At 73.4% G+C, this 18,477-nt stretch carries 10 protein-coding genes; 3 read left to right on the top strand and 7 right to left on the bottom strand.

The features are described 5' to 3' along the window. Positions 1-37 precede the first annotated feature (37 nt). The gene (locus tag MFF61_RS20970) at positions 38-1,261 is read right to left on the bottom strand and encodes a polysaccharide biosynthesis/export family protein (RefSeq protein ID WP_238237890.1); all 1,224 of its coding nucleotides are present in this window, start codon (positions 1,259-1,261) and stop codon (positions 38-40) included. A gap of 659 nt (positions 1,262-1,920) precedes the next feature. Here MFF61_RS20970 and MFF61_RS20965 point away from each other — a divergent pair. Beyond that, positions 1,921-3,270 carry a capsule polysaccharide biogenesis protein gene (locus MFF61_RS20965; protein ID WP_238237879.1) on the top strand — a complete coding sequence of 450 codons (1,350 nt, stop codon included), beginning with the start codon at positions 1,921-1,923 and terminating at the stop codon, positions 3,268-3,270. A gap of 102 nt (positions 3,271-3,372) precedes the next feature. Here MFF61_RS20965 and MFF61_RS20960 read toward each other — a convergent pair whose 3' ends face one another. Both MFF61_RS20960 and MFF61_RS20955 read right to left on the bottom strand, forming a co-directional pair. After that, positions 3,373-4,530: a YncE family protein gene (locus tag MFF61_RS20960; protein WP_238237876.1), complete on the bottom strand. Its 1,158-nt coding sequence runs from the start codon at positions 4,528-4,530 to the stop codon at positions 3,373-3,375. Between the two features lie 173 nt (positions 4,531-4,703). After that, positions 4,704-6,647 carry a capsule polysaccharide biogenesis protein gene (locus tag MFF61_RS20955; RefSeq protein WP_238237873.1) on the bottom strand — a complete coding sequence of 648 codons (1,944 nt, stop codon included), beginning with the start codon at positions 6,645-6,647 and terminating at the stop codon, positions 4,704-4,706. Between the two features lie 206 nt (positions 6,648-6,853). Between MFF61_RS20955 and MFF61_RS20950 the strand changes: the two genes are divergently transcribed. Together MFF61_RS20950 and MFF61_RS20945 are read left to right on the top strand one after the other, a co-directional pair. Then, positions 6,854-7,621: an SDR family NAD(P)-dependent oxidoreductase gene (locus MFF61_RS20950; protein ID WP_238237871.1), complete on the top strand. Its 768-nt coding sequence runs from the start codon at positions 6,854-6,856 to the stop codon at positions 7,619-7,621. A 7-nt stretch (positions 7,622-7,628) separates the two neighbouring features. Then, positions 7,629-8,477, top strand: coding sequence for a formyl transferase (locus MFF61_RS20945; protein ID WP_238237867.1), 849 nt, complete (start codon positions 7,629-7,631; stop codon positions 8,475-8,477). 84 nt (positions 8,478-8,561) lie between these two features. On the opposite strand, the gene MFF61_RS20940 is transcribed toward MFF61_RS20945, so the two are convergent. From MFF61_RS20940 to MFF61_RS20925, 4 genes are all read right to left on the bottom strand, one after another. Beyond that, positions 8,562-9,929, bottom strand: a complete 1,368-nt coding sequence (locus MFF61_RS20940) for an aminotransferase class I/II-fold pyridoxal phosphate-dependent enzyme (RefSeq protein ID WP_238237864.1) — start codon at positions 9,927-9,929, stop codon at positions 8,562-8,564. After that, positions 9,930-17,360, bottom strand: coding sequence for a type I polyketide synthase (locus MFF61_RS20935; protein ID WP_238237862.1), 7,431 nt, complete (start codon positions 17,358-17,360; stop codon positions 9,930-9,932). Between the two features lie 403 nt (positions 17,361-17,763). Further along, positions 17,764-18,000, bottom strand: a complete 237-nt coding sequence (locus tag MFF61_RS20930; protein WP_238237859.1) for an Lrp/AsnC ligand binding domain-containing protein — start codon at positions 17,998-18,000, stop codon at positions 17,764-17,766. Positions 18,001-18,122: 122 nt separating this feature from the next. Beyond that, positions 18,123-18,477 (bottom strand): UDP binding domain-containing protein (locus MFF61_RS20925; RefSeq protein WP_283206023.1); only part of this gene is annotated, 355 nt, incomplete at its 5' end.

The following is an 18,477-nucleotide window of genomic DNA, read 5'->3' as shown; positions in this document are numbered from 1 at the left end:
GGCGCCGCCGGACCGCTGGCAATGCGGCGAAGCAGGCTCAGCGCGTGACCGAGTAGATCGAGGCGCCGGCCGCGACCGGGGCGGTGACGGTGGAGAACACGCCGAGGACCTTCTGAACCTCGGTGAAGGGCGCGTTCGACACGTAGACGAGGTCGCGGTTGCGCATCCGGAACGCCTGGGTGACGAACAGGCTGTTCGGGTCGCGCAGGTTGAAGCGGTAGACCACCGGCACCTGCGGCGTGCCGAGCAGGGGGCTGGCCGGCCGCAGGCGGCGCACCACCGTGGACGGCTCGAAGCGGAAGATGAACACGCCCGCCGGGTCGGCCTGGAAGTCGGAGAGGCCGCGCGCCTTGCTGAGCGCCTGCGCGGCGGTGATGCCGTCGGCGCTGAACGGGATCTCGGCCTGGGCCCCCAGCGCACCGATCGCCAGGAAGGTCTGGGGGTCGCGCACCAGCGTGACGGTATCGCCCGGGCGCAGGTAGATGTTCTCGCGCGGGTTCGACACCACGGTGATCAGCGGCACCGTGACGGTGGTCGGCCCGCGCGAGAGCCGCACGAAGGTCTCGTTCACCGCGGCCGAGACGCCGCCGGCCGCCGCCAGCACGTCGAGCAGGCGGTCGCCCTTCTCGGTGAGCGGGACCCGCCCGCCGCCGATCGACGAGGCCGGCCCGCCCCGCAGGGAGGCGAGGCGTGCGGCCCCCGCGCTCGCGGCCTCGCCCACCACCGTGACGCTGGAGCTCAGCGGCGAGGTCACGGTGACGAGCACCTGCGGCTGGATCGCCTTGCCGGCGAGTTCCTGCTCGATCTGCGCCTGCACGTCCTGCACGCGCTTGCCCGCCACCTGGATCCGGCCGGCGTAGGGCACTGAGATCGCCCCGTCGCGCCCGACGATCTGCTCGGGGATGGTGGAGGATTTCGAGCCCGACGAAAAGCGGTCGGCGATCACCGGGCCGGAGAACAGGCCGCCTGTGCCCGCCTCCCAGATCGTCACCGACACGGCATCGCCGATGCCGATCAGCGGCTGCAGCGAGGGCCGGCGGTCGCCGAAGGAGGCGAGCAGGCTGTCGAGCGGGCGCCCGCGCAGGCCCTCGACCACCGCGGGGTCGACGTCGATGATCTCGTAGCGGGCAAACAGGCCCTGGTCGGTGGCGATGCCGGCCCCGTCCGCCACCGCGCTGGCCGTGGGTCCGGCGGCGGGCAGGAAGCTGCAGCCCGAGAGCAGACTGGCCGCCAGGGCTGCGAGCGTACCGACGCGCACCATACATGACCTCCACACGCGGCCTGCGCGCCCCGACGGGTCGGACGCGGGCATCTCACCTTGCCGGGCAGAGGCTCCCCGGCAGGGAGCCTGCGCCCGGTCACACGATCGTCTCGAAGGGGCCGCCGGACCGCGCGACCGCCCGGAGGCGCCGGACGGCGCCGGACGGCGCCTTTGCGGCCCGGCCGGCCGCGGGATTCGGCCCCGCCCCGGCCGCGCACAACTTAGCAGTCAGTCTCGCCGCACGCGATTGAACAGACGGTTCGGGCGCGGCCGAGCGTCCGGTGTTGCACCGTATCCACAGGCCCGGGAGGCGGCGGGAGCTTGGTTGGCGCGTCCCAAGGCCGCGCTTCCTCGCCCGGGAATGCGTCGCCACTGTGACGGGGAGGGCGCCGCCCCGGTCCGGCGGCCCGATTCCGCGGAAACCGTCAGGAATTCATGGTCTTTCCTTGTTCCTGCCGCGTTTGGCGCGTTCCTGTGCCGCGGCGCATCGATGCGCCGCGCCGGCCCACCGGCCTCCGGGCACCGGGCCGACCCGGCGACCGGTGAATTCCGGTGATTGTTGCATTTCCGCCATTGCTCCGGCGCGACCGGTCCGTAACCCTCCGGCCCGACGCCGGGACCGCCCGCCCGTCGCCCGCAACCAGTTCCGAGGTGTGCCCGTGAGAGATGATCCTGCGAGACACGCCGGCGCCGTCTCCCCGGGCCGGACCAGCCGCCAGGTCTTCCTCTTCCTGCAGGGTCCCATCTCGCCGTTCTTCGCCGACATCGCCAGCGCGCTCGAAGCCCGTGGGCACCGCTGCCTGCGCGTGAACCTGTGCTTCGGGGATTGGCTGTTCTGGCGCCGCCCGGGCGGCATCAACTTCCGCGGCTCGCGCGAGAAATGGCCGGCCTTCGTCGCCGACCTGATCGACCGCGAGGGCGTGACCGACCTCGTGCTGCTGGGCGAGCAGCGCTTCTACCACAAGGTCGCCATCGCGGTGGCCAAGGCCCGGGACCTGAACGTCACGGTGACGGATTTCGGCTACCTGCGGCCGGACTGGATCACCTTCGAGCGCGACGGCATGTCGGGGGATTCCTGCTTCCCCCGCGATCCGCAGGCCGTCCTCGACCTCGCCCGCACCGCGCCCGAGCCCGACCTCGCGCCGCGCTACCGGGACAGCTTCCTGACCCAGGTCGTCTGGGACATGGCCTACCACCTGATGAGCAACTGGCTCTGGTGGCTCTATCCCGGCTACCGCTCGCACCAGGTGCATCACCCGGCCCTGGTCTATCTCGGCACCGGCCTGCACATGCTGACGGCGCGGCGCACCGGGCCGAAGGGGGACGCGCTGGTCCGGTCCCTGCGCGAGGCCGGCACGCCGTACTACGTCATGCCGCTGCAGATGGAGAACGATTTCCAGCTGCGCGCCTATTCGCCGTTCTTCGACCTCAAGACGCCGATCCACACGGTGCTGCGCTCCTTCGCGGCCCATGCCCCGGCGGGCTCGCGCCTCCTCGTCAAGGTCCACCCGCTCGACCCCAACATCCGCAACTGGCGGCGGATCGTGCGCCGCTCGGCGCAGAAGTGGAACGTCGCCGACCGCGTCGACTACGTGGACGGCGGCAACCTCGCGCCGATGCTGGAAGGGTCGCAGGGCGTGGTGACGGTCAACAGCACCGTCGGCATGTGGGCGATGCGGGCCGGCAAGCCGATCATGACCCTCGGGGCCGCCGTCTACGACGTGGACGGGCTGACCTACCAGGGCTCCCTCGACCGGTTCTGGACCGAGGCGCAGCCGCCCCGGGCGGACCTCTGGAACGCCTTCGTCAAGGCCGTGGTCGCCAACATCCAGATCCGCGGCGTGTACTACGCCCCCGAGGGCCTCGCCGCCGCCGTGGAGGCCGCCGCCGCCCGCCTCGACCTCGCCAACGACGCATGGCTCGACGTGCGCTCCCGCGCCGCCCGCCGCCGCGAGGCGCCCGAGGCCCAGCCGGCGCTGGGCGCCATCGAGGCGATGCAGAACGCCTGAGCGGCGCCCCTCGGCCGACCGGATCGGCCCGTAGGCCGATCCGGTCGGAACCCGATTCCGCCGCCTGGGCGTCCCGGCGGCCGCCGCATCAGCGCATGAGGCTCATGGCTCGCGCGTGCGGAAGCCCGCCCCGCCGCCACTGAGCGCCACCGGCTCCTGCGGCGTGAGCGTGCCGCCGTCGAAGCGGAAGCGCTCGATGCGGCGGTCGATCATGCACTGGACGAGGACGCTGCGGCCGTCCCTGGTCCAGACCGCGCCCTGACACCAGCGGCCGATCGGCGCCTCCGCCACCTTCCGCAGGTCGCTGCCCGACAGCGCGTAGACGCGCAGCAGGCCCTTGTCGCCGAAGAACGGCGAGGTCTTGGCGAGGTTGCTGCCGTTCTCCACCACCAGGGCGACGTGGCGCCCGTCGGGCGACAGGCGGATGCCCTCCGGCGTCGGGCCGACCGTCACCGTGTTGACGACCCGCGAGGGCTTGGCCCGCAGGTCGATCACGCTGACGGTGTCGTGGTCGCCGCTCGACGTGCCCACATTGGCCACGAGCGCGAGATCGCCGGAGGGCGTGATCTCGATCCCGTAGGGGCGCACCCCCGCCGTGAGATCCCGCTTGGCATACGCGACGGTGCTGCCGTCGATGCTGAGCACCGAGACCTTGCTGTCGCCGTCCCGCGTCACCAGGGCCTCGCGGCCGTCGCGGGTGAAGACCACGTGGCTCGGTCCCGCCTTCTCGTTGCCGAGCTCGACCTTGCCGGCCGGCGTGAGCTCGCGCCCGTTGATCGTGAAGACCGAGAGCGTGCCCTCCGCCCGGTTGGCCACCAGCGCCAGCTTGCCCGTGCGGTCGATCGAGACGCCCGCGGCGCCCTTGCCGGCCCGCAGGGTCGCCGAGACGCGCGGCGGCGTGCTGGTGAGGTCGATCACGCTGAGGCGGTCGTCCGGCACGAGCTTGCCGGCATCGTTGGGGTCGATGCGGGTGGCGCTGGTGACGAGGGCGAAACTCTCGTCGGGGGCGATCGCCACGGATTGCGGCGGCCCGACCACGCTGGCGGGCGCCTTCACCTCACCGAGCACCTTCGGCGGATCGGCCGACAGATCGAGGATCGTGACACTGTCCTCGGCCGGTGCGGGCGCGGCGACCTGGACGCCCGCATCCGTCAGCAGGGTGTGGCCGTCATTGGCCGAGACGGCGATCTCGGCCCGGACGGGCAGGGCGAACAGGGTCGTTGCCGTCACGGCCGCAGCCGCGTGCAGGCGCAGGCGCATCGTCAGGTCCTCCCGGCGAGGCACGGTCGTTCATCGCCGTGCCCGCCGGACCAGTCTAGACGGAGACGGACCGGTGTACAGCCGCAGCCCCTCCGCTCGACCGTGACGGCATCGCGACGAGCGCGATCGAGGCTCGGAAGGCGGATGCGACTCCGACGGGATCCGGCGGCGGGTCAGCGCCGCAGCAACCGGCGCCAGATCGTCGACCAGACCTGCTTCATCACCGCCTCCGCGGTGAGTTCCCGGCGGTTCAGCGCCGGGTCGCCCTCGCCGAGGCGGCGCACCAGCACTTCGGGCGGGCAGGGCAGGCCGGTGCGCGGGTCGACGTAGCGCGGATAAGCGATGAGCGCGCCCGCCACCAGCTCGTCGAGCCCGAGCCGGCGGGTGCGGCGCGGGGAGGGCGGGCTCTCGGTCAGCCCCCAGCCGGCATAGAAGGGCAGGCCGTGCGTGGTGACCGGCTTGCCGCGCAGCAGGGCCTCGAAGCCGATCAGCGAGGTCAAGGTCTCGATCCGGTCGGCGGCGTCGATGGCATCGGCCGCCGAGACGTCCCGCAGGACCACGTCGGCATGCGCCTTCAGCTCCTCCGGCGGCACCCAGCCGGGGCGCAGGCCGGCCTCGACGTCGGGGTGAGGCTTGAAGGCGATGACGGCGTCGGGGTGCCGCTCGCGGGCGAGACGCAGGAGACCGGCATTGGTGCGCACGCCGACCGTGCCGAGACGGATCGAGGCGTCATTCTCGACCTGGCCGGCCACCAGCACCACCGGGCCGGGCCGCGGCATCGGCGGCACCGGCGCCCCGCCGACATTGTACTTGCTGACCCGGGCCTTGACGATCGCCTCGCGCAGCCGCGCGGCGCGGGCGAGCAGGGCCTCGTCGAACGCGGCCGTCTCCAGCAGGATTTCGAGATCGCTCGGCGCGGTCGGGTCGTAGTAGACGCCCGTCGCGTCGAGGACGTGCGAGGCGCCGGGGCGCAGGGCGACCCCGAGCCCGATCGAGCGCAGGAACCCGTCCTCCATGCGCAGGAGCGGCACTCCCGCCGCCCGGCAGGCCTCCTCGGTGCCCTCGGGCGCCCGGCTCGCCCAGGCGATCACCCGGTCGATGCCGTCGAGGTCGGCAGCCTCCACCCGGTCCTTGGCGCGGGGGATCGCGGGCGTGTTGCCGGGAGAGGAGAGGGTCTCGATCACCCAGCGCCGCTTCCACGACGAGAAGCCGAGGCAGAGGGTGCGGGCGGCGTTCTCGCGCCGGCGCGCGGTGACGAGCGCCAGGATGTCGAGGGCGTCCTCCAGCCGGCACGCCTCGCCGCCATAGGGGTCGAAGTAGCGCGAGCAGACGATGTAGGCGGCGGCGAAGACCTCGTCGGGCCGGCGGCGGCGCGAGCGGCGCGCGAGATGGAGACGGTCGTCGCTGAAGCCCCAGCCGGCGTAGAAGGGCATCCCGAAACAGGTGACCGGCCGCCCGGCGAGCGCGGCCTCGAAGCCGACATGGCTCGTGACCGTGTAGAGCCGGTCGCATCCGTCCACCAGCGACCACGCGCCGACCGGATCCGCCACCAGCCGCGCCCCGGTCCGCGCCGCGTCGGCCGCCGTGAGATGGCCCGTCGCGCCGAGCGGCGCGGCGGGATCCATCACCACCACGCGCTCGGCCCGCGGATGCTCGGCGGCCGCGGCGTTCAGCATGGTGGTGAAGCTCGCCGCGCCGGCGAGCCCGAAGCCGACCGTGGGGTCGCCGCGCGGCTGATCGACGATGACGACACGGCCGGCTTGACCGGGAGGCCGTTGGCCGGACCCGGGACCCGCCCGCTCCAGGGCCTGCGCGAAGGAGAGGCGCCGGGGATCGTTGTCGAGGCTGAGGTCGAGCCGGCGCAGGGACGCGGCGGCCCGCTTCGCGCGGACCAGGATCTCCCCGGTTTCCCAGCCGCCCTCTTCGAGCATGATCTCGAGTTCGCTCGGCGCGGTGGCGTCGTAGTAGATGCCGAGCCCGTCGACGATGTAGCTGAGGCCCCGCGCGGCCGGGGCACCCGGGATGCGCAGGAAGCCGTCGTCCCACCGGTCGGTGAGGCGCACGCGCCGGGAGGTGGGATCGCTGCCCAGCCGCCGCGAGCGGTTCGGATTCGGCACCTCTCCCTCGGATGCCGTCCGGGGCCAGAACCGCTTGAGCTTGCCGCCTTCCATCCGTCGCTCGCGTCACGCAGCCGGCAACGCGGCGCGGGATAGCGGCCGTTCCACATCGCCTCGGCGGCGTCAAGCATGCACGCTTCCGGCGCGTGTGCGGGAGAGCTATAGCCGGGCGCGCGGCGTCCCGCCCGCACCGAGGAGCCCGCCGCATGCCCGTCATCCTGATCACCGGTGCGTCGAGCGGGATCGGCGCCGCCCTGGCGGAGCATTACGCGGCGCCCGGCACCACGCTGGTGCTCAACGCCCGGGGACCCGAGCGCCTGGAGGCGGTGGCGGAGAGCTGCCGGCGTCGCGGCGCCACCGTGCTCGCCCGCGCCCTCGACGTGCGCGACCGGGCGGGGGTGCGGGCCTGGATCGACGAGGCGGTGGCCGGGCGTGGGCTCGACCTCGCCATCGCCAATGCGGGGATGAACGGGGGCCACGCCCAGGGCGAGGTCGAGACGGCCGACACGGCCTTCGCGGTGGTGGAGACGAACCTCCTCGGCGCGCTCAACGTGGCCTTGCCCTGCTTGAGCCTGATGCAGGCGGCGGGGCGGGGCCAGGTGGCGCTGATCTCCTCGCTCGCCGCCATCGCGCCCCTGCCGGACGCCCCGGCCTACAGCGGCACCAAGGCGGCGCTCCTCGCCCATGGGCTCGCGCTGCGCGAGAAGCTCGCGCCGCGGGGGGTGCGCGTCAACGTGGTCTGCCCGGGCTACGTGAAGACCGCGATGGGGGGCAACTACCAGGGCTGGCGCCCGCTGGAGATGAGCGCGGAGGCGGCGGCCCGGCGCATCGCCAAGGGTCTTGCCCGCGACGAGGGGGTGATCGCCTTCCCGGCTGCGCTCGCGGCCGCCGCCCGGGGCGCCGCGCTGCTCCCGGAGAGCCTGCGCCGCCTCGGCATGCGGGGCTTCAGCTTCAAGATCCGCGAGAGCCGGTAGCGGGCGGATGCGCATCGCCCTGTTCGCCCTCGAAGCCCTGCCCAACGCCCGCGCGGTGCGCCGCTTCGTGGCCGACCACGCGCACGAGATCGCCTTCGTGGGCCTGTCCGACGCGGAACGGCCGAGCACCGGCGGGCTGATGGGCCAGGTGCGCCGCCACCTCGCGCGCTCGGGGCCGGGCTTCCTGCCCTATCTCGCGGTGAATTTCGGCCTGCCCGACCTCGCCCGGGGCCTCGCCCCGGCGACGCAGCGCCTCGCCGGCACACGGGACGTGCCCGAGGCCACGCCGCTGTCGACCCTGTGCGGCCGCCTCGGCCTGCCGCACGCCACCATCGCGGACGTCAACGGGCCGCAGACGCGGGCCCTGCTCCGCGAGTACCGCGCCGACCTGATCCTGTCCTACCATTTCGACCAGATCTTCGATGCCGCGACCCTCGCGGCGGTGCCGCTCGGCGGCCTCAACCTCCACCCCTCGCTGCTGCCGCGCCACCGCGGGCCGGTCCCGACCCTGCACGCGCTCCTCGACGAGACGCCCGCCTTCGGGGTGAGCGTGCACCGGCTCGATCCCGAGATCGACACCGGGGCCCTGTTCGCGCAGGAGGCGGTGGCGCTGCCGGCCGACGTGACGGCCTCGCGCGCGGCCATGCGGCTGCACGAGGCCGGTCGCCCGCTGGTCGAGGCCGTGCTGGCGCGGGTGCGGGCGGAGGGGCGGCTGCCGGAGGGCCGGCCGCTGGCGCGCGAACCCTATTGCGGCTTCCCGACCCGCGCGCAGCTCGGCGCGCTCAAGCGGCGCGGACGCCGCCTCGTCGACGGAAGAGACCTGTCGGAGGCGCTGAGCCTGTCGCTGCGGGGCTGAGCCGCCCGCGCGCGGTCCCGGCGTCGCGACGTCGGAGCCGATGCGGTGGGCGGCAGGATCGACGTCCGTCCGCGCGCGGAATCGTCAGCTGCGCCGCGCCATCAGCCGCTCGACCAGCGAGCCGCCGCGGTTGAGTTCCTCCACCTCCTCGGCCAGCGCCGCCACGGTGGTGCGGATCTGCTCCGCCTTGTGCTCGGAGGTCATGAAGAAGCGCAGGCGCGAGGAGCGCTCCGGCACCGCCGGGTGGATGATCGGCTGCACGTTGATGCCGCGCTTGAACAGCCGGTCGGAGAGGGTCACGGCCCGGAGCGAGTCGCCGATGATCACCGGCACCACCGCGAGGCCGAGGCTCAGGCCGGTGTCGAGGCCGCGGGCGCGGGCCTCGGCGACGAACAGGTTGCCGTTGCGGCGCAGCCGCTCGACCCGCTCGGGCTCGCGGCGCATCACCGCGAGCGCCGCCGTGGCGGCGGCGGCCAGCGGCGGGGACATGCCCACCGAGTAGACGAAGCCGCCCGCCGTGCACTTGAGATACTCGACCAGAGCCGCGCAGCCCGCGACGTAGCCGCCGCAGGACGAGAGGGTCTTCGACAGCGTGCCCATCCAGATGTCGACGGCGCGCGGGTCGACGCCGCAATGCTCGTGCAGGCCGTGCCCCTCGCGCCCGAGCACCCCGAGGCCGTGGGCGTCGTCCACCATCAGCCAGCAGCCGTAGCGCTCCTTGAGGGCCACGACGCCGGCGAGGTCGGGGGCGTCCCCGTCCATGCTGTAGAGGCCCTCGATCACGATCAGCGCCCGGCGGTGCTCGTGGCGCGTCGCGTGCAGCAGCGATTCGAGGGCGCCGAGGTCGTTATGGGCGAAGCTGCGGCGCTGCGCGCCCGAGAGCTGCGCGCCCGTGACCACGCTGTTGTGGATCAGGGCGTCGTGATAGATCACGTCCCCCGCCTCCATCAGCGCCGCGATCGTCGCCACGTTGGTGGCGTGGCCGCTCACCATCGCGATGCAGGCCTCGGTCCCGTAATGGGCGGCGAGCGCGCGCTCCAGCGCCACGTGGCCCGGCCTCTCGCCCGCCACGATCCGGCTCGCCGAGGCCGAGGTGCCGTAGGCGACGATCGCCTCCTGGGCGGCGGCGCTCACCTCCGGGTGCCCGTTGAGGCCGAGATAGTCATAGGACGAGAAGTTGAGCAGCGTCGCGCCGTCGATCCGGGTGGTGGCGCCCGCCTTGGCGTCGTGCATCCGGAAGAACGGGTTGCCGAGCCCGATCAGCTCCGCGGCGGAGCGCTGGAGCTTCAGCTCCTTGTAGCCGGGCAGCGACTCGAAGTCCTGTGCCGGCACCAGGGCGGCGGGCTTCGGAGCGGGCCGGGTGGGCGCCGGGCGGGCCGGCGCCTTGCCGAGGCGGGCGGAGACGAAGCCGGCCAGCGCCTCGCGGCCGCCGGAGGGTTTGGGTGCGCTCATCTACAGGATCACCTTGATCTCGCGGCTCTTCTCCTCGACGAGCGCGTGCAGCGGATCGAGCTGGCTCGCGTCCAGGCTCTCGCCGGTATGGCGCTGGGCGAGGCTCAGCACCGCCGCCGCGCCCTCGTCCACCGGGGCCGCGACCGACTGGATGAGGGTGTCGGCCAGCTCGTTGACGGTCTGCCCGCTCGACGCGCCCGCGGGCGGCGCTTCGAGGCCGAAGCGCTCCTGCAGGCTGGCGCCGAGTTCGACGCCCATGAGCGAGTCGAGACCGATCTCCGAGAGCTGCCGCACCCGGCTGACGTCGTCCTTGGGCAGGCGCAGGATGCGGGCGACGTCCTCCACGATCGCGTCCGCCACCAGCTTGCGCACCTCGTCGAGGTCGAGGCTGCGCATGAGGGCCGGGATGTTGATCGCCGTGACGCCGCCGGCCTCCGCCTGCTGATCGGAGCCGAGGCCCGCATAGCTCGGGGCGCGCAGGGTGGCGAGGCGCTCGCGCGCCTTGCCCCAGTGCATCGCCGCGATCGCCACCACGGCGTCGTCCGCCGCCGGTCCCTGCAGGCCCAGCGCCTCGGCCATCAGGTCGAGGGACTTGCGCGCGTCGACCGGCGTGACGCCGACCCGCTCCGACAGCGTCTCCATCACGGCGCGGTTGCGCGCGAGCACGCCCACGTCGCCGATCGCGCCCCAGGCCACCGCCATCGCCGGCAGACCGAGCCGGCGCCGCTGGCGGGCGAGGCCCTCCATGAAGCCGTTGGCCGCCACGTAGGCGCCCTGGCCCGGGTTGCCGATGAAGGTCGTGGCCGAGGAGAAGACCACGAAGTAGTCGAGGGACCGCGTCCGGGTGAGCGCGTCGAGGTGGATCGCACCCGCGACCTTCGGCGCCAGCACCGCGTCGAGGGCGGCCGCGTCGAGATTGGCGATCAGGCCGTCCTGCAGCACCATCGCGCCGTGGATGAGGCCCGCGAGCTTCGGCCCCCCGGCCTCGATCTCGTCGAGCAGGCGCGCCACCGCGGCCCGGTCGGTGATGTCGCAGGACATCACCCGCACGGAGACGCCGCGGGCGGCGAGGTCGGCGAGGGTCGACAGCGCCTCCTCGCTCGACGGCGCCTTGCGGCCGACAAGGACGAGGTGCCGGGCGCCCCGGTCGGCGAGCCAGCGCGCCGCCTCGATGCCGAAGCCCCCGAGCCCCCCGGTGATGAGGTGGCTGCGGTCGGCCGCCACCACGAAGGGCTTGCGGGTCTCGGCCGGCACGCTGCCGGCCTTGGGCGGGGCGATGACGATCTTCCCGACATGGCCGGATTGCTGCATCAGCCGGAACGCGTCCGAGACCTCCTCGGCCGCGAAGGGCTGATAGGGCAGCGGCTTGAGCGACCCGTCCGAGAACAGCCCCATCACCTCGCGGAACAGGCGCTGGCCCTCCTCGGGGCGGAACTGCAGCAGCTGGTCGAGATCGACGCCGAAATAGGACAGGTTGCGGCGGAACGGGCGCAGGCCGATATGGGTGTTGGCGACGTAGTCGCGCTTGCCGAGTTCGACGAAGCGGCCGAACGGCTTCAGCGCGTTGAGGCTGCGCTCCATCGCCTCGCCCGAGAGGCTGTTGAGCACCACGTCGACCCCGTCGCCGGTGATGCGGCGCACGTCGTCCACGAAGGCGAGCGAGCGGGAATCGAGCACGTGCTCGGCCCCGAGCGCCTTCACCAGGGCGCGCTTCTCGTTCGAGCCCGCCGTGGCGATGACGCGCGCCCCGCGCAGCAGCGCGATCTGCAGCGCCGCGAGGCCGACGCCGCCCGCGCCGCCATGGACCAGCACCCACTCGCCCGCCTTCAGGTTGGCGAGCGTCACGAGCCCGTAATGGGCCGTCAGGAAGGCGACCGGCGTCGTCGCCGCCGCCTCCAGGCTCACGCCCTGGGGGGCGGGCGCCACTACGGTCTCGGGCACGATCACGTGGGTGGCGAAGCCCGACTGGGCGAAGGCCACCACCGCGTCGCCCGGCTTCACCGCCGTCACGCCGCGGCCGACCGCCGCGACCCGGCCGGAGCATTCGAGGCCGAGCCGCGGTCCCGCGAAGCCGTCCTCCAGGATCTCCTCGGGCAGCATCGAGAGCGCCCAGAGCACGTCGCGGAAGTTGAGCCCGGTCGCCTCGACGGCGATCTCCACCTGGCCGGGGCCGGGGGCGGCGCGCTCGGCCGGTCCCCAGCGCATCTCGTTGAGGCCGCCCGCCACGCTGCGCTCCAGCCGCGCCGCCGGGGCGGCGCCCGCCTCGCGGGACGAGCGCAAGCCCGCCGCGCCCGGCGCGAAGCGCACCACCCGGGTCCGGTCGTCGTCGATGACGATCTCGGTCTCGGGCGTGCCGGACAGGATCAGGTCGCGCAGCCGCTCGGCCGTGCGCTTCGATGAGAGGGCGGAGGAGAGGTCGATGCGGCGCACGTCGAGGCTCGCCACCTCGTTGGCGAGCGTGCGGGTGAAGGCCCACACGCCGGCCTCGATGCTGCACGCCTGACCGCCGCGGTCGCGGGTGGCGCCGGGGCAGACCACCCACAGGCGGGTCGGGCGCGTGCCGAGATGCTCGACGCAGCGCTTGAGGTTGAGGCAGCGCTCGCGCAGGCGCTCGGCCGGCTCGCTGCCGCGCACGAAGGCCCCCGCGAGGTAGACCACCGTGTCGGGGGTCTCGCGCTCCAGCTCCCGCAGGGAGGCTTCCGAATCGAGGATGATCGAGACGTGGACGCCGCTCGCGACGAGCAGCGTCGCCAGCGAGGAGGCGGTCTCGGCCGCGAAGTCGTCCTCCGAGCCGATCACGAAGGCGAAGGTCTGGCCCGGGGCGGGCCTGGGCCGCGGCGGGGCCTCGGCCAGCAGCAGCAGGTCGCTGCCGGTCTGGGTCGCCGCACGATCGGCCGCCACCTTGACGAGACCCGCCGCCGACAGCGTGCGCTGCCAGCCGGCCACGTCGTCCAGGCGCCCGACCGGCAGGTCGGCCTCGCCCTCGAACCAGCCGGGGTTGAGGCCGAACACGAGGTCGCGGAACAGCGAGGCCGCGGGCTCGATCGCCGCGAACAGGCCGCCGGTGGCGAGGCTCGCGGCCAGCCGCCCGAGCAGGTCGCGGTCGCTGCGGTGCAGGACGTCGCTCGCCAGCACGGCGTCGACGCTCGCGGGCACGAGGCTTGTGGGATCCTCCACCACCGTGACCCCGGCCGGCAGGGCGAGGCGGGCGCGCTCCGCGAGGCGGCGGTCGGCCTCGAACACGGTGAGCTGCGCCTCGGCGCCCTGCGCGAAGGCCGCGACCTGGGCCGAGAGCGGTCCGAAGCCGACCTGGAGCAGGCGCAGCGCCCGGTCGCGCGGCAGCGCGGGGCTGCTGCGGGTGATCAGGCCCATCAGGGTCGCGGCCGAGGCGCGCACCGTGGCGCCGCGCAGCGCGAAGGCGTCCAGCGCCGCCTGCGGCAGGGCGGGCGCCCGCTCGAGCGTGCCGTCGAGGATGCGGGTCACCACCGCCCCGAGTTCGGCGCAGAGCAGCAGCTCGGCCGACAGGTCGGGATGATCCGCCGCGATCCAGCGCATGATCTCGTCGGGATCCGGCAGGGTGACGTCGGTGCGCAGGCGCCAGCGCGCGTCGCCGAGGCTCTCGGCGAGCCCGCTGCCTTCGAGCGCCAGGATCTGGTTGACGAACCATGGCGTCAGGTCGGCCGGCACGCGCGGCAGCGCCGCGAGGTCGAGCACGCCGCCATGGGCGAGCCCGCGCACGAGGCGGTAGGCGAGGGAGGTCGCCCAGCCTTCGAGCAGCATGTGGCCGGCCGAGAGCGCCGCCTCGCCCTGCACCGTCACGCTGCCGGCCTGCCGCCGGATGATGGCGGCGATCGCGGGCTGCGGCTCCAGCGGGATCGCGGTCGGCTCGGTGGCGAGTTCGGTCGATTGCGTGATGAGGTAGGCGTCGAGGTCCTGGCCGCCCTTGGCGCGCAGCGCCTGGAAGCGGCCCTCGCGCAGGGTGGCGATCACCTCGCCGGCCTCGTCCACCAGGGTGAAGTCGGCCAGGATGCTGCGCTCGTTGCAGCGGCGCGTGCGGATCACCGCCCGGGCGATGACGGCGCCGGGCCGCAGCAGGCGCACCTCCCCGAACCGCACCGGCACGTAGGCCTTGCCGGCATTCTCGCCGAGAAGGTTGGCGAAGAGCAGGATCAGGCCGTGGAAGCAGGAATCGAGGCGCGCCGGCACGAGGCCGTAGCGGGCGTTCGGCTCGGCCGGCAGCAGCTCCGAGACGATCGTCGCCTCGTCGAGCCGGGCGCTGCGGGCGACCTGCCGGAAGCTCGGGCCGAAGCCGAGGCCGGAGGCGAGCGCGCGGCGATAGAGCTCCTCGCCGGTCACCGCCGCTTCGTCGGGCACCGCCACGTCGGTCCGCGGCGGCAGCGGCGCGTCGCCCTCCACCAGCTTGGCGACGGCATGGAGCTGCCAGGGCGCCTGGCTCAGGCGCGGGCGCGACAGGATCTGGACGAGGTTGGCGCCCGGCGCGAAGCGGGACATCACCTCGCGCAGGCCCTCCTCGGCGAAGACCATCGGCTGCTGGATCTCGACATCCGCCAGGGTGACGGCATCGCTGCCCAGGTGCTCGCGCGCCACCGCGAGCGCCATCTCGACGAAGGCCGCGCCGGGCAGGATCGCCTGCCCCTCGATGCGGTGATCGTCGAGATCGGGCAGGGTCGCGATGTCGATGTGCGACTGCCATTCGAGGCCGCTGGCGAACAGCCGCGAGCCGATCAGCGGGTGGTAGCTCCGGGCCCCGACCGCGGCCGCGACCTCGGTGGTCTCGGCGAGCCGGAAGGGGCGGCGCTGCCACGGGTAGGTGGGCAGCGCGACCGCGCCCAGCGGGTTCTCCCCGAAGGCGACGGCCTCGTCGACCGCGGCGCCCTGCACGAGGGCGGAGGCGAGGGCGCGCAGGAAGGGATCGCCGCCGGCCGGCTTCTTGTTGAGGACGCCGACCGTGGCGCCGTCGACGCCGAGCGGCTCCAGGCAGTCGCCGATATGCGGCAGCAGGGTCGGTCGCGGGCCGACCTCGACGAAGATCCGGGCGCCGCGCTTGGCCGCGGCCTGGACCGCCTCGCTGAAGCGCACGGGCTCGCGGATGTTGCGCCACCAGTAGCCGGCGCCGAACTGCGTGCCGTCGAGGATGTCGCCCGTCACCGTGGAGGCGAGCGCCACGGTGCCGGCGGCCGGCGCGAGGCCCTTCAGGTCGCGCAGCAGCGGCCCCTCAGTGGGGTCCATCAGGCGGCCGTGGAAGGCGTAGTCGAGGTCGAGCTTGCGCCCGCGGCGGCGCTTGCGCGCCAGCGCCTTCATGGCAGCGTCGATGGAGGCCACGGGCCCCGCCACCGTCACGGCCTTGGGGCTGTTGAGGGCGGCGATGTCGAGGTCGGGATAATCGACCAGGAAGGCCTGCACCTCGTCGACCGGCGCGAGCAGCACCGCCATGGTGCCGAGGCCCCGGGTCATCTCCTGATGCTTCGAGCGGTGGAAGATGACCTTCACGGCCTGGTCGAGGCTGAGGATGCCGGCGCCTTCGGCCGCCGCGATCTCGCCGACCGAGTGGCCGAGGATCACGTCGGGCGTGAGGCCCACCGCCCGCAGCGCCGCCGTCGAGGCGCTCTGGATCGCGAAGATCAGCGGCTGGGACACGCTGGTGAGCGCGAGGCGCTCGTCCAGATCCTCGGCGAACAGGGCGTCCTTGAGCGACCAGCCGGCCAGCGGCCGGAACAGGGCGTCGACCCGGTCGAACCGCTCCCGGAACACGCGGCTCTCCGCATAGGCCTCCTGGCCCATGCCGGCCCACTGGCTGCCGTTGCCCGAATACACGAAGGCGACCGGACCGGCGCGCTCGACCGCGGTGCCGATCGTGGCGCCGGGGGCCTCCTCCTCGGCCGCGACGGCGCGCAGGGTCTCGGCCATTTCGGCCGCATCGCCGAGCGGCACGGCGACGCGCACCGGCAGCCGGTCGCGCCGATGCGCCGCCGCCGCCGCGAGGCGCCCGGCCTCGGCGGGCTCCGCCGCGAGGCGGTCGGCATAGGCCTCGGCGAGTTCGTTGAGGGCCGCGCGGGTCTGGGCCGAGACGAGCAGCACCTCGGGGGCCGTGCCAACCGCGGGCTTGGCCGCAACCGTGGTGGCGGGCCTGGGGTCGGTGAGGACCACGTGGGCGTTGGTGCCGCCGAAGCCGAACGAGTTGACGCCCGCGAATCGCTCCGCCGTGGTGCGGGGGAGGGGCCGGGCGGCCGTGTTGACCGCGAGATTCAGCTCGTCGAAGCGGATCGCCGGATTGAGGGCGTCGCAGTGGAGCGAGGGCGGCAGGAGGTCGTGCTCCAGCGCGAGGCTCGCCTTCAGCAGGCCCGCCAGCCCCGAGACCGGCTCGGTATGGCCGATATTGGTCTTGATCGAGCCGATCGGCAGCGGCGCCTGCCGGGTGCGGCCGAGCTTGCCGCCGATGGCGCCGGCCTCAATCGGATCGCCGACCGGCGTCCCGGTGCCGTGAGCCTCCACGAAGGCCAGCGCGTCCGGGGCGATCCCGGCCTCGCGGTAGATCTCTTCGAGGAGCACCCCCTGCGCGTAGCCGGAGGGCAGGGAGATGCCGGTGGTGCGTCCGTCGGAATTGACCTTCGAGGCCGCGATCACGCTGCGCACGCTCGCGCCGGCGCGCGCCGCCGCCTCGGCCGATTGCAGCACCAGCACGACGCCGCCCTCCGACCGCACGTAACCGTCCGCCTGCGCCGAGAAGGCGCGGCACAGGCCGGTGCGCGAGAGCATCGAGGCGTTGGAGAACGAGATGAAGTTGAACGGGCTCGCCAGCAGGTTCACGCCCGCCACCAGCGCCGTGTCGATGCGACCGGAGGCGAGCGCCGCCACCGCCGCGTCGAGGGCGACGAGCGAGGACGAGCAGGCCGTGTCGAGGGTGAAGCTCGGCCCCTTCAGGTCGAAGATGTAGGAGATGCGGTTCGACAGGATCGACAGCGTGTTGCCGGTCGCCGCGTAGGCGTCGCCCGAGGCCGCGTCGAGAACGCGCAGGTTGCCGTAGTCGAGGGACGAGGCGCCGACGAACACGCCGATCTCGCTGCCCGCCACCGCCGAGGGGCGCAGGCCCGCATCCTCGAACGCCTCCCAGGTCAGCTCCAGCAGCAGGCGCTGCTGCGGATCCATCTGCTCCGCCTCGCGCGGCGAGATGCCGAACACCGTGGGATCGAACGACCAGATGTCGTCGAGCACGCCCGCCGCCCAGGTGTAGCTCTTGCCGCGCTCCTGCGCCCGGGGGTGGCCGAGCCTCTCCTGGGACCAGCGGTCCTCGGGCACGCGCGAGACGGCGCAGCGGCCCTCGCTGAGAAGCTGCCAGAGACCGTCGATGCCCGTGGCACCCGGGAGTCGGCAAGCCCGACCGATGATCGCGATGTCAGGACGATGTCTCACGTTCGCTTCGCACGCTCGCTCAAGACCAAAGGACGGGGTTTCCGGCCCCGGGCAGACCTGGCAACCCATAGTATGGGGCACTACCCGAGTCCAACCCTGGGGATGGATGAGACCAGTCAACTCGCGCCGAGAGACACTGAGTGTTGCCGATCATCCTCAGTCAACTTCGTGTTGCAAAAGGCAGCACGTTGCTCTTCTCGGCGCCATTGTGGCCTGCACCGGGACGAACACGGGCGGGGTCACGAAGTCGTCGAGGCTCGATCGCAGCCCTTTGTTGCCTGGAATGCCACTAAGCGCGCAAATCGGGTGGCAATGCGGCAGACGGAGCACGGAAGGCAATTAACCTTGACAGTTCAGGCCCATCGCCGGCGCCAGTCCCGTCGGCTGCCGGCGCGGCCATGGGTCAGAACGCCTTGAAGGTGATGATGGTGCGGGTGTCCTGGATATCCGGGATCGTCTGCACGTTCTGCGCCACGAAGTGGCCGATATCGACCCCGTCCTCCACGTGGAATTTCGCCAGCACATCGTAGTGCCCGGCCGTCGAGTAGATCTCGGAGGCGATCTCCCGGTCGGCCAGGGCGCTGGCCACGCCGTAGGTCTGGCCGAGCCGGCATTTGATCTCGACGAAGAAGGTCTGCATCGGTCCTGCTCTCCGGCATCGCTGCGCGGGCCGGGCACCCGGCGGCCGCATCCCCACGCCCTGCGGCGATGTAATCCGCTCGGCCCGCCCCGGAAACCGGCGATTGCGCCCGCGGCCTGCCTTCAGCCCTTGTCGCCGCGAGGCCGGCCGACGCCCGCATAGGCGAAGCCGTGGCGCCGCACGTCCTCGGGCCGGTAGACGTTGCGCAGGTCCACCAGCACCGGCGCGGCCATCAGCCCCCGCAGCCGCCCCAGATCCAGCGCCCGGAACGCGTCCCACTCCGTCACCAGAACCAGCGCCTGCGCGCCCGCCGCGCACGCATACGCGTCCGCCGCGTACTCGACCCCGCTCAGCAGCCCCCGCGCCTGCTCCATGCCCTCGGGATCGTACGCCACCACCCGCGCGCCCGCATCCTGCAGCCCCGCGATGATCGCCAGCGAGGGCGCCTCGCGCATATCGTCGGTGTTGGGCTTGAAC

Source organism: Methylobacterium isbiliense (genome assembly GCF_022179325.1).
GTDB classification, from domain to species: domain Bacteria; phylum Pseudomonadota; class Alphaproteobacteria; order Rhizobiales; family Beijerinckiaceae; genus Methylobacterium; species Methylobacterium isbiliense.
Note: the sequence above shows the minus strand (reverse complement) of the source record. Positions and strands in the feature narration are given on the sequence as shown.